Source organism: Rhizobium sp. L51/94 (assembly GCF_019355555.1).
Lineage (GTDB): Bacteria > Pseudomonadota > Alphaproteobacteria > Rhizobiales > Rhizobiaceae > Rhizobium > Rhizobium rhododendri.
Genome location: NZ_CP072141.1, coordinates 2814530 through 2834792 on the forward strand (window position 1 = coordinate 2814530; position 20263 = coordinate 2834792).

23 protein-coding genes and 1 pseudogene are annotated in these 20263 nt (G+C 61.9%); 11 read left to right on the plus strand and 13 right to left on the minus strand.

Features of this window, described 5'->3' with window-relative positions; all coding sequences use genetic code 11:
* Positions 1 to 62 precede the first annotated feature (62 nt).
* From J5274_RS13800 to J5274_RS13820, 5 genes are all read left to right on the plus strand, one after another.
* Positions 63 to 845, plus strand: a complete 783-nt coding sequence (locus tag J5274_RS13800) for an ABC transporter substrate-binding protein (protein WP_142822966.1) — start codon at positions 63 to 65, stop codon at positions 843 to 845.
* Positions 846 to 964: 119 nt separating this feature from the next.
* Positions 965 to 1768 carry an ABC transporter permease gene (locus J5274_RS13805; RefSeq protein WP_142822968.1) on the plus strand — a complete coding sequence of 268 codons (804 nt, stop codon included), beginning with the start codon at positions 965 to 967 and terminating at the stop codon, positions 1766 to 1768.
* Positions 1765 to 2595, plus strand: a complete 831-nt coding sequence (locus J5274_RS13810; protein WP_142822970.1) for an ABC transporter permease — start codon at positions 1765 to 1767, stop codon at positions 2593 to 2595. The genes J5274_RS13805 and J5274_RS13810 overlap by 4 nt, the downstream gene beginning before the upstream one ends.
* 175 nt (positions 2596 to 2770) lie before the next feature.
* Positions 2771 to 3037, plus strand: coding sequence for an usg protein (locus J5274_RS13815; protein WP_111221809.1), 267 nt, complete (start codon positions 2771 to 2773; stop codon positions 3035 to 3037).
* Between the two features lie 43 nt (positions 3038 to 3080).
* The gene (locus tag J5274_RS13820; RefSeq protein ID WP_142822972.1) at positions 3081 to 3905 is read left to right on the plus strand and encodes a methyltransferase domain-containing protein; all 825 of its coding nucleotides are present in this window, start codon (positions 3081 to 3083) and stop codon (positions 3903 to 3905) included.
* A 69-nt stretch (positions 3906 to 3974) separates the two neighbouring features.
* Here the strand turns inward: J5274_RS13820 and J5274_RS13825 are convergent.
* The 5 genes and pseudogenes from J5274_RS13825 to J5274_RS13845 form a co-directional block, all read right to left on the minus strand.
* A pseudogene (locus tag J5274_RS13825) lies at positions 3975 to 4776 on the minus strand (ABC transporter ATP-binding protein).
* Positions 4777 to 4786: 10 nt separating this feature from the next.
* Positions 4787 to 5626 carry an aliphatic sulfonate ABC transporter permease SsuC gene (gene ssuC, locus J5274_RS13830; RefSeq protein ID WP_142822976.1) on the minus strand — a complete coding sequence of 280 codons (840 nt, stop codon included), beginning with the start codon at positions 5624 to 5626 and terminating at the stop codon, positions 4787 to 4789.
* Positions 5627 to 5648: 22 nt separating this feature from the next.
* Positions 5649 to 6824: an FMNH2-dependent alkanesulfonate monooxygenase gene (gene ssuD / locus J5274_RS13835; RefSeq protein WP_111221805.1), complete on the minus strand. Its 1176-nt coding sequence runs from the start codon at positions 6822 to 6824 to the stop codon at positions 5649 to 5651.
* Positions 6825 to 6859: 35 nt separating this feature from the next.
* The gene (locus J5274_RS13840) at positions 6860 to 7828 is read right to left on the minus strand and encodes an aliphatic sulfonate ABC transporter substrate-binding protein (RefSeq protein WP_142822978.1); all 969 of its coding nucleotides are present in this window, start codon (positions 7826 to 7828) and stop codon (positions 6860 to 6862) included.
* A 174-nt stretch (positions 7829 to 8002) separates the two neighbouring features.
* On the minus strand, positions 8003 to 8971 hold the full coding sequence (locus tag J5274_RS13845; RefSeq protein WP_142822980.1) for an aliphatic sulfonate ABC transporter substrate-binding protein: 969 nt from the start codon (positions 8969 to 8971) through the stop codon (positions 8003 to 8005).
* A gap of 231 nt (positions 8972 to 9202) precedes the next feature.
* Between J5274_RS13845 and J5274_RS13850 the strand changes: the two genes are divergently transcribed.
* Complete coding sequence (locus tag J5274_RS13850; RefSeq protein WP_142822982.1) at positions 9203 to 10075, plus strand: NAD(P)-dependent oxidoreductase; 873 nt, start codon at positions 9203 to 9205, stop codon at positions 10073 to 10075.
* An 85-nt stretch (positions 10076 to 10160) separates the two neighbouring features.
* Here the strand turns inward: J5274_RS13850 and J5274_RS13855 are convergent, their stop codons facing one another.
* The 3 genes from J5274_RS13855 to J5274_RS13865 form a co-directional block, all read right to left on the minus strand.
* The gene (locus J5274_RS13855) at positions 10161 to 10649 is read right to left on the minus strand and encodes an Lrp/AsnC family transcriptional regulator (RefSeq protein ID WP_111221801.1); all 489 of its coding nucleotides are present in this window, start codon (positions 10647 to 10649) and stop codon (positions 10161 to 10163) included.
* A 68-nt stretch (positions 10650 to 10717) separates the two neighbouring features.
* The gene (locus tag J5274_RS13860) at positions 10718 to 11365 is read right to left on the minus strand and encodes a uracil-DNA glycosylase family protein (protein WP_142822984.1); all 648 of its coding nucleotides are present in this window, start codon (positions 11363 to 11365) and stop codon (positions 10718 to 10720) included.
* Positions 11362 to 11928: a thermonuclease family protein gene (locus J5274_RS13865; protein ID WP_224127702.1), complete on the minus strand. Its 567-nt coding sequence runs from the start codon at positions 11926 to 11928 to the stop codon at positions 11362 to 11364. Before J5274_RS13865 ends, J5274_RS13860 begins: the two co-directional genes overlap by 4 nt.
* A 119-nt stretch (positions 11929 to 12047) precedes the next feature.
* On the opposite strand from J5274_RS13865, the gene J5274_RS13870 reads away from it, so the two are divergent.
* Positions 12048 to 13574: a HAMP domain-containing sensor histidine kinase gene (locus tag J5274_RS13870; protein ID WP_142822988.1), complete on the plus strand. Its 1527-nt coding sequence runs from the start codon at positions 12048 to 12050 to the stop codon at positions 13572 to 13574.
* Here J5274_RS13870 and J5274_RS13875 read toward each other — a convergent pair whose 3' ends face one another.
* Together J5274_RS13875 and cobT are read right to left on the minus strand one after the other, a co-directional pair.
* Positions 13575 to 13958, minus strand: coding sequence for a diacylglycerol kinase (locus J5274_RS13875; RefSeq protein WP_111221798.1), 384 nt, complete (start codon positions 13956 to 13958; stop codon positions 13575 to 13577). It lies immediately after the preceding gene.
* Positions 13959 to 14089: 131 nt separating this feature from the next.
* Positions 14090 to 15118 carry a nicotinate-nucleotide--dimethylbenzimidazole phosphoribosyltransferase gene (cobT, locus tag J5274_RS13880; protein ID WP_142822990.1) on the minus strand — a complete coding sequence of 343 codons (1029 nt, stop codon included), beginning with the start codon at positions 15116 to 15118 and terminating at the stop codon, positions 14090 to 14092.
* Positions 15119 to 15318: 200 nt separating this feature from the next.
* Between cobT and J5274_RS13885 the strand changes: the two genes are divergently transcribed.
* From J5274_RS13885 to J5274_RS13900, 4 genes are all read left to right on the plus strand, one after another.
* On the plus strand, positions 15319 to 16038 hold the full coding sequence (locus J5274_RS13885; RefSeq protein ID WP_244615251.1) for an adenosylcobinamide-GDP ribazoletransferase: 720 nt from the start codon (positions 15319 to 15321) through the stop codon (positions 16036 to 16038).
* 18 nt (positions 16039 to 16056) lie between these two features.
* On the plus strand, positions 16057 to 16242 hold the full coding sequence (locus tag J5274_RS13890) for a DUF1289 domain-containing protein (RefSeq protein WP_142822994.1): 186 nt from the start codon (positions 16057 to 16059) through the stop codon (positions 16240 to 16242).
* A complete protein-coding gene (locus J5274_RS13895; RefSeq protein WP_142829165.1) occupies positions 16239 to 16940 on the plus strand; it encodes a TIGR02281 family clan AA aspartic protease in 702 nt (233 codons plus the stop codon). The genes J5274_RS13890 and J5274_RS13895 overlap by 4 nt, the downstream gene beginning before the upstream one ends.
* Positions 16941 to 17132: 192 nt before the next feature.
* Positions 17133 to 17621 (plus strand): nuclear transport factor 2 family protein, encoded by a 489-nt coding sequence (locus J5274_RS13900; RefSeq protein WP_142822998.1) that lies wholly within the window; start codon positions 17133 to 17135, stop codon positions 17619 to 17621.
* Positions 17622 to 17666: 45 nt separating this feature from the next.
* Here the strand turns inward: J5274_RS13900 and J5274_RS13905 are convergent, their stop codons facing one another.
* From J5274_RS13905 to J5274_RS13915, 3 genes are all read right to left on the minus strand, one after another.
* A complete protein-coding gene (locus J5274_RS13905; RefSeq protein ID WP_142823000.1) occupies positions 17667 to 18404 on the minus strand; it encodes a glycerophosphodiester phosphodiesterase in 738 nt (245 codons plus the stop codon).
* Between the two features lie 96 nt (positions 18405 to 18500).
* Positions 18501 to 19262 carry an ABC transporter permease gene (locus J5274_RS13910; RefSeq protein ID WP_111221792.1) on the minus strand — a complete coding sequence of 254 codons (762 nt, stop codon included), beginning with the start codon at positions 19260 to 19262 and terminating at the stop codon, positions 18501 to 18503.
* On the minus strand, positions 19259 to 20185 hold the full coding sequence (locus J5274_RS13915; protein ID WP_142823002.1) for an ABC transporter ATP-binding protein: 927 nt from the start codon (positions 20183 to 20185) through the stop codon (positions 19259 to 19261). The genes J5274_RS13910 and J5274_RS13915 overlap by 4 nt, the downstream gene beginning before the upstream one ends.
* Positions 20186 to 20263 lie beyond the last annotated feature (78 nt).

The following is a 20263-nucleotide window of genomic DNA, read 5'->3' on the forward strand; positions in this document are numbered from 1 at the left end:
CCCCATTCAAACCGCGCGCGGAAAACAAGAACACCCCGCGGTCACCAACAGAGAGGATCCACATGCGCAACTCAACCCGTCTCTTCGCCGCAGCGTCGCTCGCAGCGATGTCGCTCTTTTCCGGCGTGGCCATGGCCGACGGCGACACGCTGACCATCGGCACCGATGCGACCTACCCGCCCTTCGAATCGCTGGATTCAGCCGGCAAGTTCCAGGGCTTCGACATCGACATCGCCAACGCTCTTTGCGACCAGATGAAAGTCAAGTGCACGATCGTCAACCAGGATTTCGACGGCATCATTCCTGCCCTGCAGGCGAAGAAGTTCGACATGATCGTCTCCTCCATGTCGATCACGCCTGAGCGCTTGAAGTCGATCGACTTCACCAACAAGATCTACAACACCCCACCTGCCATTGCTGTGCCGAAGGATTCCAAGGTCACGGAAGCGACCGACGCCGGCCTCAAGGGCAAAACCATCGGCGCCCAGTCGTCGACGACCCACGCCAACTATGCGACGGCCCACCTGAAGGATGCCGAACTGAAGCTCTATCCGACCGCTGACGAGTACAAGCTCGACATGACGAACGGCCGTATCGATGCCGTCATCGATGACGTCGTCGTCCTGTCGGAATGGGTCAAGTCGGATGCCGGCAGCTGCTGCAAGATGCTCGGCACCCTGCCGATCGATCCGGTTATCAACGGCGAAGGCGCCGGCATTGGCGTTCGCAAGGGCGACGATGCGCTGAAGACCAAGCTCAACACCGCGCTTGCCGCCATCCGCGCCGACGGCACTTACAAGAAGATCCAGGACAAGTATTTCGACTTCGACGTTTACGGAAAGTAATCGCCGGGTTTAGATGCGATGCAAAATACTGGCGGCGGGAGGCTTGCTCTTCCGCCGTTTTTATTTGAGAACTGTCGGTAATAGTAAGCGACGAAACAGTCGCGAGGGGAAATAAAGGCATGAGCGGAGCGTTTTCCGCCCTCGGATCCCTGTGGGATCGGATGAGCACTATCTTCGATCCTTTATGCGGGCCGGTCGGCCTTTTCAGTCTGTTCGGTTCGGGAACGGTCATCGCCTGCGGCGATACAGGCTGGGGCGACGAGATTGCCCTCGGCATGAAGGTCACCATCGTCGTCGCGCTGTCCACCCTGCCGGTCGGCCTTGCCATCGGCTTCCTCGTGGCGCTCGGCCAGCAGTCGGAAGAAAAGTCCGTACGGCTGGCGGCCAGCATCTACACGACGATCTTCCGCGGTCTTCCCGAACTGCTAACGCTGTTCATCGTCTATTACGGCATCCAGATCGCCCTCCAGAGCCTGCTTGCCTCTCTCGGCTACGAGGGACGCGTCGAGATCAATGCCTTCGTGGCCGGCATGCTGGCTCTCTCGGTGGTGTTTTCCGCCTATTGCGCCGAAGTCCTGCTATCGGCATTCCGCGCCATCCCCAAAGGCCAGTACGAGGCTGGCGATTCGCTGGGCCTCGGGCGATTTCGCACCATGCAGCTGATCGTCCTGCCGCAGCTGATCCGTATCGCCCTGCCCGGCCTCGGGAACCTCTGGATGAACCTCCTGAAGGACACCTCCTACGTCTCGATCATCGGCCTGACCGACATCCTGCGCCAGACCGGCATCGCGGTGCGCGTCACCAAGGATGCCTTCGGCTTCTACCTGCTTGCCTGCGGCCTCTATCTGTTCCTCGCCATTGTCTCATCAGTCGGCCTCGGCTTTATCGACCGGTGGACCAAGCGCTCGGAGGCATCGCGATGAGCTATTCGAAGGCCCTTATCCCGCCACGCGCGCCGCCACCAGAGGCCATGACCCGGATGCGACCGGCCCGGATGACAGGCTACATCGTCGTGACCCTCTGGGCTCTCCTCGGTGTTGCTCTGCTGGCGATGATGATTACCAACTGGGACAACGAGAAATTCTTCAAATACGGACCGCGCTTCGTGCATGGCCTGATAACGACGCTCGAGCTGGTGGCCTTCTCGATCGTCTTCGGCGCGGTGCTTTCAGTACCGCTGGCCTTTGCCCGCATGTCGAAGAACCGGCTGTTCAGCGGCTTTGCCTATGTCTACGTCTACGTCTTTCGTGGAACGCCGATCCTCGCCCAGCTTTTCCTGATCTACTACGGCCTCGGCAGCTTTCGGCCCGAATGGCAGTCGGTCGGCCTCTGGTGGTTCTTTCGCGAGGCCTGGTATTGCGGGCTGCTGTCGCTGACACTGAACACCGCTGCCTACCAGACGGAAATCCTGCGTGGCGCCATCATCAGCGTCTCCAAGGGCCAGCACGAGGCAGCCTCGTCGCTCGGCATCCCCAAGCTGGTAGCCTTCTTCAAGATCATCCTGCCGCAGGCACTGATCGTCGCGCTTCGCCCCTACGGCAACGAAATCATCCTGATGGTAAAGGGCTCGGCGGTCGTTGCCATCATCACCGTCTTCGACCTCATGGGTGAAACGCGCTACGCCTTCTCGCAAACCTACGATTACCAGAGCTACCTCTGGGCGGCGATCTTCTACCTCAGCATCGTCGAAATCCTGCGTCATTTCCTGGAATGGACAGAACGCCGGCTGACACGGCACCTCGTCCGGTAAGGGCGAGGGTCAGATCAATTGGCAGCACTCCCCTCAGAGAACTGCTAACCTGTTGATTATCGTCACAAAATTGTCACGAAAAGTCATTTTCGAAAGCTTCGGTTAAGCATCCCGTGTTTCCATATCTTTGTGACGAACGTCACGCCCAGGAGTTGGAACCGCAAGCGAGGGGCCGATGCATAAGGAAATGGAATTGCAGCTGAAAGGCTACGGACTGACCACCGCCGAAATTTTCTACCGCCTTCCCGATCATCCCGCCATCCTCCAGACCTATCTCTGGCAAGACTACGATCTCTCCCCGGACTTTCCGGAAATGCGCAGCTTCCTGAAATTTTGGCAGGAGAAACTCGACGGCCCCCTCCACTCCGTCCGTTACGTCCACCGCAAGCTGATCTCGGCAACAGACTGGCGCGCCCTCAAAGGCGAATTCATCCTGAACTGAAATAGCGGTTGCAGCGGCATTTGACCCGGCTTAAAAAGCCGGCATGAAAAACAAGATCGACGAAGACGCGCTGGCCGACGCCTATAACCGAGCCCTCGAGCTGGAGAAATCCGGCGACATCGACGCGGCCGTTGCCGCCTATAACGAGGTCCTGGCAATCGACCCCGACGATCACGGCGGCGCCTCAGTTCGCATCGCCTCGATGGGACGCGGCGAGACACCGACACGGGCGCCGGACGCCTATGTCGAGACGCTGTTCGACCAGCATGCCGAAGTCTTCGAGGACGTGCTCGTCGAGCAACTCGGCTACCATGTGCCGATGCTGGTTCGCCAGCGCCTGCAGGCACTCGGCCTCGGGCCCTTCAAGCGGCTGCTCGATCTCGGCTGCGGCACCGGCCTCACAGGCGGCGTGCTCAGCGACATCGTCGACGACATGACCGGCATAGACCTGTCGGAAAACATGGTCGAGATCGCCGACGAGAAGGACATCTACGATTCGCTGTTTGTCGCAGAGGTCGAGGATTTTCTCGAGGACAACGACGAAGAGCCCTTCGACATCATAACCGCCACCGACGTGCTGCCGTATCTCGGTGCGCTCGAGCCGCTGTTCTTCGGAACCGCCGAAAACCTGACGCCCGGCGGCCTCTTCATATTCTCGTCGGAAACGCTGCCCGAAGAAACCCTCGCCGGCCGCCCCTACATGGTCGGCCCGCACCAGCGCTTCGCCCACGCTGAGGCCTACGTCCGCGAACGCCTGACAGCCACCGGCTTCGACCTCATCGAAATCACCGACATCAACGTCCGCATGGAAGACGGGCAGCCAACCCCGGGGCATCTGGTGGTGGCGCGGTTGAAGCAGCAGCACTGATAGCGCATCGCTCTACCCGCTAGACGGCTAACGTCGCTGATGGGAAAGCGGACCGCTTTCCCAAGCGTCTCAATGCCCCAGGATAGCGGCCAGCAGCTGCTCTTCCAGCTCCGCCAGCGCCGGATTGCCGTGGCGGCGGGATGGGGGTGGGGAACGGGAGGTCGAGGGCAATCCCGCCTTCCTCGAGCACAATGACGCGGTCGGCCAGATGCACGGCTTCGCTGACATCGTGGGTGACGAGGACGGCTGTGAAGCCGAGTTCGCGCCAGACGCGGTTCAAGAGCTCCTGCATGCTGATGCGGGTGAGCGCGTCGAGGGCGCCGAGCGGCTCGTCCAGGGCAAGAATGCCGGGCTTGCTGACCAGCGCGCGGGCGAGCGCCACGCGTTGGCGCTGTCCACCGGACAGTTGAGCCGGCCAGTTACCGGCCTTTTCCGCCAGTTGCACTTCCGAGAGAACCCTCGCCGCAGCCTTGCGACCTTCTGCCTTGGAAACACCCTCGCCGAGACCGACGGTGACATTGTCGGCGACGCTCAGCCAGGGCAGCAGGCGTGGCTCCTGGAAGACGATGCGGGCGTTCGGAGCCGCCTCGCCCGAGGTTGTACCGAAGGCGACGCTGCCGCCGGTCGGCGCGTCCAGTCCCATCAGGATGCGTAGCAGCGTGCTCTTGCCGCAGCCGCTCTTGCCGATGACGGCGACGAACTGGCCGGCCGGAATATCGAGATCGATACCCCGCAGGACCTGGTTGTCGCCGAAACGCTTTTCGAGGCCACGGACGCGGATGGCACCGGCACCCGGTGCAGCACTCGCCGCCTCCGGCTGTGTGCTTTTGTGTTCGACCGGCTGAAATCGTGGGTGGGCGATGACGTTCATCTCTCTGTCCTCAGCGCTGCTGATAGGTAGGGTTCCAGCGGAGCGCCCTGCGCTCCATCGCCCGGGCTGCAACATCGGCCAGCTTGCCGAGCACCGCATAGATCACCAGCGACAGCACGACGACATCGGTCATCATGAATTCGCGGGCGTTGTTGGCCATGTGGCCGATGCCGGATGAAGCCGCAATCGATTCCGAGACGATCAGCGTCAGCCACATGATGCCGAGCGCATAGCGCAGGCCGACGAAGATCGACGGCAGGGCGCCGGGAAAGATGACCTTGCGAAACAGCGTCCAGTTGCCCATGCCGTAGACGCGACCCATCTCGATCAGGTCTCGGTCGACATTGCGTACGCCATGATAGGTGTTGAGGTAGACCGGAAACAACACACCGAGCGAGGTCAGGAACAGCTTTGATTCCTCGCCGATGCCGAACCACAGGATGACCAGAGGGATCATCGCCAGATGCGGCACGGTGCGCATCATCTGCAAGGTCGTGTCGGTCAGCTTTTCCGACAGCCGCGACACGCCGTTGGCAAGACCAAGCAGGAACCCGATGCTGCCGCCGACAAACAGGCCGGCAAAGGCTCGGCCGGCGCTGACGGCAATGTCTTTCGGCAATTGACCGGAGGTCGTCGTCTGCCAGAAGGCCATCACCACATCGAACGGCGATGGCATGATCCGCGACGAAATCCATCCGGCCGACGAGCCGAGCTGCCAGAGTGCGACGATGGCGACCGGAACCAGGTAAGGCAGCCAGGCCTCCAGGTTTTTGCGCGCGCGGCTGGCGATATCGTTGTCCGCCGTCCGCGCTGCCCTTACCTCGACGAAGTGTGTGTCGACTGCCGCCATGATCTTGTCCCTCTCTGCCGGATCAGGATCCGGACACGACCTTCAGGTTGCCACCATGGCTGCCGCCGCCGAAAACCTGGCGCTTGCCGAACTCGACGTCGAAGCTGCCGCGCTGCAATTCGCGTCCAAGCCCCAGTTCCGGGAAGAGCAGCTCGGAAACGCGGTAAGCTTCTTCCAGATGCGGATAGCCGGAGCCGATCACCGTCTCGATGCCGATCTCCTGGTATTCGCGCAGGCGTGCGGCCACAGTCTTCGGCGATCCGACCAGGGCCGTGCCGGCTCCCGCGCGCACCAGGCCAACTCCGGCCCAGAGGTTGGGAGACACTTCGAGATTGTCGCGGCGTCCGCCATGCAGGGCGGCCATGCGCTTCTGTCCGACAGAATCGGATTCCTTGACGAAGCGCTCCTGTGCTTCGCGGATCGTATCGTCGTCGAGCTGCGAGATCAGGCGGTCGGCGGCGGCCCAAGCCTCGTCGTCGGTTTCACGAACGATGAAGTGGAGGCGGATGCCGAAGCTGACTTCGCGGCCGGTGCGCTTTGCTGCAGCCCGCACCTTTTCGACCTTTTCGGCAACCTGCGCCGGAGGTTCGCCCCAGGTCAGGTACTTGTCGACGCGACCGACGGCAAAATCGATGCCAGCGTCCGAAGAACCGCCGAAATACAGCGGCGGACGCGGCGATTGCACCGGCGGCAGGGCCAACCGTGCACCGGTCGCCTTGATATACTTGCCATCGAGCGTCGACGTGCCCTTGGCCATCAGCTCTTCGAACACGTCGAAGAATTCATTGGCGTGATCGTAGCGCTCGTCATGCTTCAGGAAGATGCCGTCGCCCGCAAGCTCAGAGGGACTGCCGCCGACGACGATGTTAAGCAGCAGGCGTCCGTGCGAGATGCGATCGAGCGTTGAGGCCAGCCGGGCGTAATAGGCCGGCGACGCCGTACCGGGACGCACCGCCACCAGGAATTTGAGCTTCTGCGTATGGGCTGCAAGCGCTGCCGCCGTGACGAAGGATTCCTCGCATGACACGCCGGTCGGCAGCAGCACGCCGGAATAGCCGAGGCGATCGACGGCCTGCGCGATCTGCGTCAGATAGCCGATATCCGTGTCGCGGTTGAGGTCGGCGGAACCGAGATAGCTGCCGTCGCCCGAAGTCGGGATAAACCAGAGGAAGTCGATTGGCTTGGAAGTGTTTGTCATGTCTGTTTCCCTTGTTCCGTGGTCGCGGGGATCAATCAGCTGGCTTTAGGGTGCCAGACGATGTCGCTGACCTTGAGCTTCTTCGGCACGATGCCGAGGCTGTAGAAATCGTCCGCCAAAGCCTGCTGGTAGGCAAGCGCCGCGTCCGGCATCAGCGAGACCTTGCCGAGGTCAGCCTTGCTGCGGGTCAGCGTGACGCGAGTGATCGGCTCCGGCACGCCGGTGATCTGCGCCAGCGCCGTCACCGTTGCATCGAGATTGGTCTGCGCCGCGGCACCGACCTTGGCCAGTTCGTCGATGACGTCGGCAATCACCTCTGGGTTCTTGGCCGTGAAGCCGCCGTTGCCGAGGAAATAGCCCCAGTTGTCGATGATGCCCTCGGAGGTGGTCAGCACGCGTGTCTGCGGATCGGCCTCTGTGACGGCAAAGTAGGGATCCCAGATCGCCCAGGCATCGATGCTGCCGTTCTTGAAAGCAGCAGCGGCGTCCGGTGGCGCCAGATCCACCTCCGTGATGTCAGAGACCGTCAGGCCGCCCTTGCGCAATACCTGGATGGCGAAGTTGTGGCCGCTGGAACCGCGCTTGTAGGCGAGTTTCTTGCCCTTCAGATCCTCGATCTTCTGGATCGGCGAATCCTTGTGCACCAGCAGGCCGTGAAAGGCGGCCGGCCCCTGATAGGCACCGACATAGAGGAGGTCACGACCGGCGGCCTGCGCGAATAGCGGCGGCACGTCGCCGGTGATCCCGAAATCGATGGCGCCCGCCCCGATGGCTTCGAGCAGCGGCGGCCCCGAGGTAAACTCGTTCCACTCGACGGTCACGCCCTTGCCGGCCAGGCGCTTCTCCAGCGCGCCGCTTTTCTTGGCGAGTGGCACCACGCCGAATTTCTGCCAGCCGACCCTCAGCGTCGTGCCGGTGGCGGCGCTCGCCCCCCTCACCTGCGGAAGGATGGCAGCAGAAGCGGCTGCACCGAAAAGCCCAAGCGTCTGTCTGCGGGTAATCATCGAAGTGCCTCATAAAAATTCGCAACCGGATCCCTATCCGGCAAGTTCATAGTGTCATGGTCGCGGCGCAAGATCGAAGCCGCGGTTTCCCAACCGCAGCAAGGTCTTAGAATAATTTTGCTTGAAGTCGGGCTCCGGCATTGTCAGGGAAGCGTCTGCATGAGGCTTGCAAACTCAACTCGCCTTCGGCCGCCAGACGATATCGCTGACATTGAGCTTCTTCGGCACGATGCCCAGACCATAGAATTCCTCGGCCAGCGATTGCTGGTAGGCAACCGCTGCATCTGTCATCGTCGAGACGCTGCCGAGATCCGCGCCGGGCCGCGTCAGCGTCACCCGCGTCACGTCGGCCGGCACACCGGTGATGCCGGAGAGCGCCGCCACGGTGTCCTCGAGTTGCCCCTGTGCCGCAGCACCCACCTTTGCCAGTTCGTCGATGACGGCAGACACGAGCTGCGGGTTGCTCGTCGTATAGTCGCCATTGGCGAGGAAAAACGAATAACTGTCGACGATACCCCGCGCCGTCGCCAGCACGCGGGTCTGGGGATCGGCCTCGGCAATCGCCAGATAGGGATCCCAGATCGACCAGGCATCGATGCTGCCGGTCTTGAAGGCGGCAGCCGCATCCGAGGGCGACAGGTCGATCGGCTCGACATCTGAAGGCGTCAGGCCTGCCTTTTGCAGGGCCTTGACAGCAACGTTGTGGGCGCTGGAGCCACGCTTGAAGGCAAGCTTCTTGCCCTTGAGGTCGGCAAGCGACTTGATCGACGAATCCGCCCGCACCAGTATGGCAGAGCCTTCCGGGCTGCCGCGATAGAGCCCGACATAAAGGAGATTGCCATTCGCCGCCTGGGCAAACAGCGGCGGGACATCGCCGGTTGCGCCGAAATCCAGCGCGCCGGCCCCGAGTGCTTCCAGCAGAGGCGGCCCCGAGGTGAACTCCGACCATTCGACCGAAACACCTTGCCCCGCCAGCCGCTTCTCCAGCGCTCCCTGGCGCTTGGCCAGCGCCAGCACGCCGTTCTTCTGCCAGCCGATGCGCAGCTGCTTGGCGGCTGCGGCGCGTGCGATGCCGCCGAGCGGTAGAAGCGATGTAGCGGCGACGGCGCCCAAAAGCCCGAGTGTCTGTCTGCGCGATATCATGTCACATCTCCTTGCGTCAGCATTCTGCTGCCATGGCCCCTACACTGGAGAAATCTAGTCGGCTTATCGACAAAGGATTTTGTGAAATTCACCGACTTCGTCGAAATTTGCTTCTGCGGAAAGCGACAATTGCGAAATCAGCGCCCTCGCTCGTCCCCTGACGCCAAACGGCCTTTCCTGGATTTCGGCTTTCAGCTAATGCTCTGGCGAAATCTGAGAAGGAATGTACGCATGTCGAATGTCACTTTCATCGGCCTCGGGGTCATGGGCTATCCGATGGCCGGACATCTCGCCGTCAAGGGCGGACACACCGTCACCGTCTATAACCGGACGGCTGCCAAGGCCGAGGCCTGGGTGAAGCAATATGGCGGCAAATCCGCTGCCACCCCGGCAGATGCCGCAAGGGACGCCGACTTCGTCTTTACCTGCGTCGGCAATGACGACGATCTGCGCTCCGTCACCACCGCCGAGAATGGCGTGTTCTCCGGCATGAAGCCCGGGGCAATCCTGATCGATAACACCACAGCCAGTGCCGAAGTCGCACGCGAACTCGATGCCGCCGCAAAAGCCAAGGGCTGCCATTTCATCGATGCTCCGGTGTCCGGTGGCCAGGCCGGTGCCGAGAACGGCGTGCTCACCGTCATGTGCGGTGGCGAAGCTGCGGTGTTCGAAAAGGCAAAGCCGGTGATCGACGCCTATGCCCGCATGGTCGGGCTCATGGGCGATGTCGGCGCCGGCCAGTTGACCAAGATGATCAACCAGATCTGCATCGCCGGCCTCGTCCAGGGCCTGGCCGAAGGCATCCATTTCGGCCAGAAGGCCGGGCTCGACATCGAGAAGGTGGTCGAGGTGATCTCCAAGGGCGCTGCCGGCTCCTGGCAGATGGAAAACCGCCACAAGACGATGATGGCCGGCAAATACGATTTCGGCTTCGCCGTCGACTGGATGCGCAAGGATCTCGACATCGTCCTCAGCGAAGCCCGCCGCAACGGTGCAACGCTGCCCGTGACGGCGCTGGTGGATCAATTCTATGGAGAAGTCCAGGCGATGGGTGGCAAGCGATGGGACACGTCGTCGCTGCTGGCCCGGCTGGAAAAGAAGTAGGCTGCACCGGAGGCCGGCAAAAAGCCCAGGGCCTCGACGCCACAAGCGAAAAAGGCAGCGCGCACCGGCACGCTGCCCTTTTCCGTTATTCGTCGTTCGACTTGCTGGCGTCGAGCAGCATATAGTCGAGCGGCAGTTGCGTCGAATACTTGATCTGCTCCATGGCAAACACCGACGACACGTCGCGGATTTCGATCTTGGCGATCATCCGCTTGTAGAACGCGTCATAGGCGGCAATATCGGGCACGACGACGCGCAGCAGGTAGTCGACGTCACCGCTCATGCGGTAGAATTCCACCACTTCCGGAAATTCGGAAACCACCTCGGAAAAACGCTTCAGCCATTCGATCGAGTGGCTGGCCGTCCGGATCGAGACAAAGACGGTGACCTTGGTATTGACCTTGACGGGGTCGAGCAGCGCGACGCGGCCACGGATGACGCCGTCTTCTTCCATCTTCTGGATACGCCGCCAGCAGGGCGTCGTCGACAGCCCGACCTTCTTGGCGAGATCTGCGACGGCAAGCGTTGAATCTTCCTGCAGAAGCCGCAGGATCTTTCTATCTAGACGATCCATCCCCAATGTCCTTTTTCGAAATATATTCTGTCTATAGCGCGATTCCGGGGAAAGAAAAGAACATGATTTCAGAAAGTGAGGGTTTTCACCCGATTTTGCAACACCGGCAGCAAATCGCTCTCGAACCACGGGTGGCGCTTCAGCCAGCCACTGTTGCGCCAGCTCGGATGCGGAAGCGGCATCACCGCGGGCCCCTCATTGGTCAAAACATAACGCTTCCATGCAGATACCGTCTCCGTCATCGACGCCATCCTTGAAGGCCCGAGGTGAAAGGCTTGCGCATACTGGCCGATTGCCAGCACCAGCTCGATCTGCGGCATGGCATCCAGCACGGTCCGGCGCCACGCCGGCGCGCATTCACGCCGGGGCGGCAAGTCGCTGCCGGCAGCGTCGTAGCCGGGAAAGCAAAAGCCCATGGGGACGATGGCAAAGCGATCGCGATCGTAGAACGCCGCCCGGTCCACCCCCAGCCATTGTCGCAGCCGGTCGCCGGATGCATCTTCGAACGGCAGGCCACTTTGGTGCACCCGCAATCCCGGCGCCTGTCCTGCGATCAGGATGCGCGCCTTGGACGAGACGACCACCACCGGGCGCGGCTCGTGCGGCAGACGATACTCGATGCCCCGCGCCGGACTATCGCGACAGATACGACATCCGGCGATCGCAATACGCAGGCCCTCGAGCCGCTCTTCTCTTCCTGCTCCGAAATCCGTCATCGCCATCCCATGAGGTCGCGGACATACTCGCCGATACCAGCCAGCGGATCGCGGCTCGACTGTGCTGCACCGCCATCGCGCCGATAATCCCGGGGTCGCTCGAAACTGCCCGCCCACAGCCCTGCCTTGGCGTCACGCGCCTCTGCCTCCTCAGCCTCGTAGGCGCCATAGCCGACAGCCATGCCGCGACGAACCATCTCGGCATTGACGTCGAGCCCGCCGACGCTGCAGGTGACGAGAAGCCGGTCATAGCGGTCCCGTTGCCGGCCCCGGCACTCGACCGGGCCGGCAGCCAGCATCTTCGAAAGCGCATCCCGCGCCACCTGCCCGCAATCCCAGGATCGGGAATCGCGCTGGCATTGCTGCCGCAATTCCGGCGCATCGATGCCGACCAGGCGAAATCGCCCTCCCTCGCGCTTCAGACTATCGCCGTCGACGACCGAAAAATTACCGTTTGCAACCGTTTCCGGCTGAAGGTTCAACTTGAATGCGAGGAGGCCCAGCAAGCCCAGAAACGCAAATGCCATGAGGCTATCGCCCCACAGACCACGGGGCTTCGCCACCTTTCGGCCTCCTTGAAAAACAACTCGTTTGCGAAGATGGCAAACAAAACCTTGCATGGCAGCATCTTCTTAAGGATTCCGGCATACGCTTTGGCCATCTTCAGAGCAAGTATGTGCACATGAGTACCGGCACCAGCATCTCCTCGGACAAGATCATTGTTGATCGGTCGCGAAGCCATCGCAACAAGGCGGTGTCCAAAGCCGTGCGCGAAACGCGCGAGCGTTTGCAATCCGGTCATATCGGCAGTTTCGACCGCGAATTGCTCTCCATGTACATCGGCAACATGCTTCAGGGCGCCACGCTCGTTCCGCTGTTCGTCATTGTCGTCTCGGCGCTTGGCCTCTACCTCACCCACGACATCGGCTTTCTTGCCTGGGCGTTGCTGACGCTGAGCGCCCATGCCGTCAACCTCGTGCTCGGCCAACGCGCCAGCCGCAAGCAGCTGACCGTCGAGACCGCCCAGAAGTGGCGGCGGGTGCTGCTGTTCGGGCAGGTTCTGGTCGGCTGTTGCTGGGCTGCCTTTGCCATGAAGGGCTGCGACACCTGCGACGGCGACGGCTTCCTGCTCTACAAGGGCGCCACCCTGCTGGTCGCGCTCTGCGTCATGGCGATGTCCAATTTCTTGCTGCCACGCAGCGTCCTCTATGCCTTCGTACCAACCACGATTGCGCTCGCCCTGAGAGCCTTACTGACGCGCGACCTGCTCGATATCAGCCTCGCCTCGACCTTTGCCGCAGCCGTCGTGTTTTTCGTCTTCATCGGCAACCGGATGTTCCAGTTCAACCTGAAGATCCTGTTTTTCCAGTCGGAAAAGGATAACCTGATCGCCGAACTCGAGGTTGCCAAATCCATGTCGGATGAGGCAAGGCGCCGCGCCGAGGAGGCAAACCTGGCCAAATCGCGCTTCCTCGCCTCGATGTCGCACGAATTGCGCACGCCGCTGAACGCCATCCTCGGCTTTTCCGAGGTGATGTCGGCCGAGGTCATGGGGCCGCTCAACAACCCGACCTACAAGGAATACACCGACGACATCCACCGCTCCGGCCAGCACCTTCTCAACCTGATCAACGAAATCCTCGACCTGTCGCGCATCGAAGCCGGCAAATACGACCTGAGCGAAGAGGCAATCTCGCTGCTCGACGTCGCCGAGGATTGCATCGGCATGGTGCAGCTACGGGCTCGCGGCAAGAACATCTCGATCTCGCAGCAGTTCGAGGGATCGCTGCCATCCGTCTGGGCAGATGAAAAATCTCTCCGCCAGGTGATCCTCAACCTGCTGTCGAATGCCGTCAAGTTTACGCCGCAGGGCGGCGAAGTGGTGGTCAAGGTCGGCTGGACACTCAGCGGCGGCCAGTATGTCTCGATCAAGGACAACGGCCCGGGCATTCCCGAAGAGGAGATCCCGATCGTGCTTTCGGCTTTCGGCCAGGGCTCCATCGCCATCAAGAGCGCCGAACAGGGCACCGGCCTCGGCCTGCCCATCGTCCAGGCGATCCTTGCCAAGCACGACGGTCAGTTCATCCTGAAATCCAAACTGCGCGAAGGCACCGAAGTCATCGCCATCCTCCCCGCCAAGCGCGTCCTCCAGACCCTCCCCGCCGAACAAACCCCTTCGATCGACAAGAAACGCCGGAGTTTTGCGTGATCACCCGAGCCAGTAGTGGCTGAACACGGTGAAGGCGAGGTGGAGGCCGCAGGCGACGAGCATGCAGAAGACGGCGAAGGAGCCCAGGTCCTTCGCGTGTTTGCCGACGTTCGAGAGCTCCGGCGAGATGCGGTCGATGACCTCTTCGACTGCCGTATTCAGTGCTTCGGCTGCGAACAGTCCGAGGAACAGGAAGATCGACACCAGGATATCGGAAAGCCGCGTGCCGGTGGCAACGAGGATGATTTGCGCGACGACGAAGAACAGTAGTTCCTGCCGGAAGGCCGCTTCCTTCAGCAGGCGGCGAAAACCTCCCCAGGAATAGCCGGCGGCGGCGAAGAAGTGTCGGACGCCGGTTTCCTTGGTCACTGCTGATTTCGACAAGTGCGCGTTCTCCGGCCATCGCGTTCAGAAGCGTTGCGCATACAGAACCCGCAGCTGCAATTCAAGATGCCGCAGCCCCCCGATCCCACCTGTCTATGCTGCCGGTCCATGTCACCGGTCGTTGCTGCCGGTCAGTGGGTGTGGCTGTGTCCGTCGCTGACGCCGGCGGCTGCAAACGTCGCCATGCCGGAGTGGCAGGCGGCTGCGGCCTTGACGATGCCGGCGGCAAGCGCTGCGCCGGTGCCCTCGCCGAGCCGCATGCCGAGGGCCAGAAGCGGTGTCTTGCCGAGCTTCTCGATCGCCTTCATATGGCCCGGCTCGCCGGAGACGTGGCCGATCAGGCAGTGGTCGAGGGCAGCGGGATTGGCAGCCTTGAGGATCGCGCCTGCCGCCGTCGCCACATAGCCGTCGAGGATGACGGGAATGCGCTCGACGCGGGCGGCAAGGATGGCGCCCGCCATAGCCGCGATCTCGCGACCGCCGAGACGACGCAGGATTTCCAGCGGATCGGACAAATGGTCGCGGTGCAGCGCCACAGCCTTTTCGACGGCCGCGGTCTTGCGCTGCAGCATCTCACCCTCAGACCCCGTGCCAGGCCCCACCCAGTCGGCAGCGGTGCCGCCGTAGAGTGCATAGTTGATTGCCGCCGCGATGGTCGTGTTGCCGATGCCCATTTCGCCGATGCAGAGAAGATCCGTGCCGCCGGCGATGGCCTCCATGCCGAAAGCCATGGTCGCCGCACAGTCGCGCTCGGACAGCGCCGCCTCCTCCGTGATATCGCCGGTCGGGTATTCCAAGGCCAGGTCGAAAACCTTGAGGCCAAGGTCGTAGGCGACGCAGATCTGGTTGATCGCCGCGCCGCCGGCCGCGAAATTCTCGACCATCTGTTGCGTGACCTCAGGCGGAAATGGCGTGATTCCCTGGCGCGTGACACCGTGATTGCCGGCAAAGATCGCCACCAGCGGCCGGGTGACCGAGGGTTTGCGGCCACTCCAGGCTGCCAGCCAGAAGGCGATTTCCTCGAGCCGGCCGAGAGAGCCGCGCGGCTTGGTCAACTGCGCATCGCGCTCGCGCGCATCGACAAGCGCCCGTTGGTCGGGACCCGGCAGATCGCGCAGCAGCGCACGGAAATCGTCGAAGGGAAGGCCGCTGACGCTCATCGTTGTGGTTCCTTGTCTTTTGGTCGCAAATCGGCTTTTTTTGCTGGCCACTCTCTTAATCACGGAAGCCGGCGCGAACAACTGCAAAAGCGTCGCGGCTCTCGCCTTCACAAGGACCCACCACCATCGCCAGGCTACAAGCCATCACCGCCTACGCCACAGATATCGCCCGCGCTGTCGGCTTCCTCAGCCGCATTCGCATGCCGGATGCCGTCTTCCATGGCCATGACGGCAATCTCGGGAAGGTTGCCCGCGCTTTCCCGGCTGCCGGCGCGCTCATCGCGCTCCCCGCAGCCCTGCTGTTCGGCGTGCTCACTGTAGGCGATGTCGATCCGTTGCTGGCTGCGCTTCTGGCGCTCGGCCTGCAGACGCTGCTGTCGGGCGCCCTGCACGAGGATGGCCTCAGCGACGCCGCCGACGGGCTCGGCGGCGGACGCGATGCGGAGCGGGCGCTCGCCATCATGAAGGACAGCCGCATCGGCACCTACGGCGCAGTGGCGCTGATACTCTCCTTCGCCCTGCGCGCCGCAGCCCTTGCCGCCATCGCACGCGGTCTGCCTCCTCTTGCGGCAGCCCTGACGTTGCCCGCAACCGCCGCCCTCAGCCGCGCCGCGCTGGTCTGGCACTGGCACCGTCTTCCGGTCGCAAGGCCCGATGGCGTCGCTGTCGCCGCCGGCCAGCCGGACAGCGAGGCAACCCTCGTAGCGGTCGTAAGCGGCGTGCTGCTCGGCGCGCTGCTGCTCTGGCAGAGCCTGACGACAATCGCCCTTCTCGACGTCATCGGCCTTGGCGTCGTCGTCACCCTGGCATTCACCGCCTATGTCCGGCGCAGGCTTTCCGGCCACACTGGCGACACCATCGGCGCGACACAGCAGATTTGCGAAATCGCCATTCTCTGCGCCCTTGCCATGGCCGTCTGAAACCCCGATATGAAGCCCATGCAAACACCCTGCGTTCTTATCTGCAACATCGACGCCGACAGCGGCTTGTGCGTCGGCTGCGGCCGCACCCTGGCGGAAATCGGCGGCTGGTCGACCTACGACGATGCCGGGCGCCATGAAATCATGGCGAAACTGCCGGACCGGTTGGCCGATCTCGTCCCGCGCCAGGACGCTGCCGAATGAACCGTGTCACCGTCTTCCTCGGCATCCTTGCCATCGGACTGGCACTTTTGGTTTTCAACCATGACAGCGGCACCACCTTCGGCATCGACAACGACGATTTCGGTCGAATCGTCTACCTCCTGCCGATCAGCCTGATGCTGGCGGCCGGTATCTGGGCCAGCCGGCGCACCGTCAGCGAGACCTTGCGCAACCTGTTCATATGGCTGGTCATCCTGCTGGCGCTGGCCACCGCCTATCTCTACCGCTACGACGCGCTGGATGCAGGCAACCGGCTGATGGCCGGCCTCATCCCCGGCCGCGCCTTTGTCGTCACCACCAGCGAAGGCGGCCAGGAAGTCATCCTCCACAAGCTGCTGAACGGCCACTTTTCGGCAGACGTGATGATCGATGGCCACCGCATCAACATGCTCGTCGACACCGGCGCAAGCCTGCTGGCCCTCACCCAGGCCGACGCAAAGCGCATCGGTCTCGACCCGAAGACCATGAACTATTCGATGTCGATCATGACCGCCAACGGCCGGGGCCGTGCCGCGCCCGTGACCCTCAAATCCGTCGGCATCGGCCCCATCGCCCGCCAAGACGTCGCCGCCGCAGTCTCCGAGGACGGCAAGCTGGACCAGAGCCTACTCGGCATGAGCTTCCTCGAAACCTTGGGCTCGATGCAGATGCAAACGGACGAACTGCGGCTTCGGGACTGACGGTGTCCGCCACTAAGTCTCCACGGCTGGATGAGCATCGATATGAAATTCTGGCGGAAATTGCAGCGGTGATTCCCCAAAATTGATGGTTTGCTTTTTGTGCCTATTGGTGGATTTTCTACCGCCTTGTGCCTTCCTCTGTATGTTTTAAGGTGCGCGGGCCAACCCCTGTCGACACTTAGGAAAAATGTTATGAAGCTGCCCGTCGCCGCCTTTGCTCTTGCTCTCACGCTTGGTTCTGGCGCATTTGCGCAAGAGGCCGTTGTGGGTGTTGCCAATCCCGATCAGCTGTTTACCAGCAAAGATCCTGCGCTGAACCACAACAAACAAGTGACCTATAAGATCATCAAGGAACTGCTCGAGGCCAATCAATGGGATCGCGCTGATCAGTATTTGACCGCGCGGTATATTCAGCACAATCCCAATGCAGCGTCTGGGCGTCAGGGTGTGATTGATTATTTCACAAAGGTCCTCAACAAGAAGCCAAGTCCTGTTCCTGAAAAGATGAGCACCAAGATTGTCTCCGTGGTGGCCGAAGGTGATATTGTCACCGTCGCCTATCCGCGCGAGGTCAAGGATGCCAAGGATCCGACAAAGACCTATACCACCACCTGGTTTGACAGCTGGCGTTTTAAAGATGGCAAAGCGGATGAACATTGGGATTCGGCATTGAAACCCTGAGGATCAAGGGGATATCGCATGAATGGGCGATCGACGCTGGTTGGTTCACAGCAACCGCGGATCGTCGAGCATGATCGCATCCGGGGCCAGCTTGCGCAGTTTCTCCAGCCCCTCCGCATCCACCAGTCCCACCGGGAACTGCGGATAGTGCGGTAACGGCACGTTGCGCGGTTGGCCGACCATGATGGCGACCTGCAGGCCGGCTTTGCGGGCCGTGGCGATGCGGTCGGCGCTGGCCTCGCCCTGCCACAGGCGAAACCAGTCCGCTCCGAGGTCAGCGGCTTCCTCAGACGAATCGGCATCGGGCAACAATCCGAGGACCGCCATTTCACAGCCCATGCTTCGGACCTCGGCAATCAGACCCATGCTGCGCAGCCCGAGGATGGCGCGCCGGGATGCCCCGCCGGCCTCGACGGTGCGGACGATCTCGGCGATGTGCGTTCCATCCGTCAATTTCACATCGAGCAGGATGCCGAGCGGTGCAGATGCGGCTATCGCTGCTTCGAGGGTGAGAAGGTCCGGGACGAGGTCTTGCAGCGTTGCGAGATCGAGCGCCTCGACAGAACGGGGGTCGCCGGCGATCCTCTGCATGTCGGCATCGTGCAGGCAGACGAGAGCGCCGTCGGCACTGACGCGGACATCGGTCTCCACCGCATCGGCGCCAGCCTCGCCTGCCAGCGAAAATGTTATCGCGGAGTTTTCAGGACCGAGTGCCGCGCCGCCGCGATGGGCGATGACCAGAGGCCGGCTCCGCCCGGTGTCAATCCAGGATCCGAATGTCATTGTCTGCTCCACCAGCCCATGCCGTTGCAAGACCGCTTTAGGTAGACGGCTTTTGTATCGGCTTTGCGACGGAGGGCGCGTGGGCGGTGGAAAGGCCTAGTTGCGCAGCCGATAGCCCGTTCTGAAGATCCAGTAGACGGTGGCCAGACAGATCGCCAGGAAGAACAGCACCATGCCGAGGCTGACCAGCGGGTTGACGTCGGCGATCCCGTAAAAACTCCAGCGGAAACCGCTGACGAGGTAGAGCACCGGATTGAAATGGCTGACCGCCTGCCAGAAGGGCGGCAGCATGCCGATCGAATAAAAGCTGCCGCCGAGAAAGGTCAGCGGTGGCACGACAAGCATCGGGATAAGGTTGAGCTGCTCGAAGTTCTTCGCCCAGATCCCGATGATGAAGCCGAAGAGGCTGAACGTTACCGCCGTCAACACGAAGAACAGCACCATCATCAACGGATGCTGGATGGTGACGTGCACGAAGAAATTGGCCGTCAGCAGGATGATTGCCCCGATCAGCATTCCCTTGGTGGCCGCCGCCCCGACATAGCCTAGCACGATCTCGGTCATCGCCACCGGCGCCGACAGCACCTCGTAGATGGTGCCGACGAATTTCGGGAAGTAGATGCCGAACGAGCCGTTGGTGATGCACTGGCTGAGCAGCGTCAGCATGATCAGGCCGGGCGTGATGAAGGCACCATAGGAGATGCCCTCGACCTCCTGGATGCGCGAGCCGACGGCCGCCCCGAAGACGATGAAGTAGAGCGACGTCGAGATGACCGGCGACACCACGCTTTGCAGCAGCGTGCGACGCGTGCGGGCCATTTCGAACATGTAGATGGCTTTGACGGCCTCGAAATTCATTGATCGTCTCCGACAAGCTGGACGAAAATATCCTCGAGCGAGCTTTGCCGCGTCGAGAGGTCCTTGAAGGCAATACCGGCAGCGGCAAGGTCGGTCAGCAGCCCGGCGATGTTGCCGTGCCCGTTTTCGGCATCGAGCTCGTGGATGAGCGACAAGCCACCCTCGCCGATTGTCAGCCCACGGCCTTCGAGGCTGGGTGGAAGGACGGCGAGCGGCGTGTCGAGGTCGAGGATGAGCTGCTTTCGGCCGAGCTTGGCCATCAGCGCCGTCTTGTCCTCGACCAGCAGCAGCTTGCCGCCATTGATGACCCCGACGCGATCGGCGATCTCCTCGGCTTCCTCGATATAGTGGGTGGTGAGAATGATGGTGACGCCCGTCTGGCGGAGCTTTTCGACCACCTGCCACATGTCCTTGCGCAGCGTCACGTCGACGCCGGCGGTGGGCTCGTCGAGAAACAGGATCTGCGGCTCGTGGCTCAGCGCCTTGGCAATCAGCACCCGGCGCTTCATGCCGCCGGAGAGCTCGCGCAGCATGTTGTCGCGCTTGTCCCACAGCGACAGGTCGCGCAGCACCTTTTCGATATGGGCGGCGTTGGCCTTCTTGCCGTAGAGGCCGCGCGAAAAGCTCACCGTGTTGAAGACGGTCTCGAACTGGTCGGTGGTCAGTTCCTGCGGCACCAGCCCGATCATCGACCGCGTCGCGCGAAAATCCTTGACGACATCGTGACCGTCGACGAGCACCGTCCCGCCGCTTGGGTTGGCAATGCCGCAGACGATGGAAATCATCGTCGTCTTGCCGGCGCCGTTCGGTCCGAGCAATGCCAGGATCTCGCCCTTCTGGATATCGAGATCGATCCCCTTCAGTGCTTGAAATCCGTTGTCATAGACTTTGGTGAGATTGCGGATGGAGACGATCGGGGGCATGGGCGAGATGGGGCTCTTTGATTATTTTTGCGGCAACAGCCCGCTATATAACCTCGAACCGGAGTTTTGCCAGAGCGC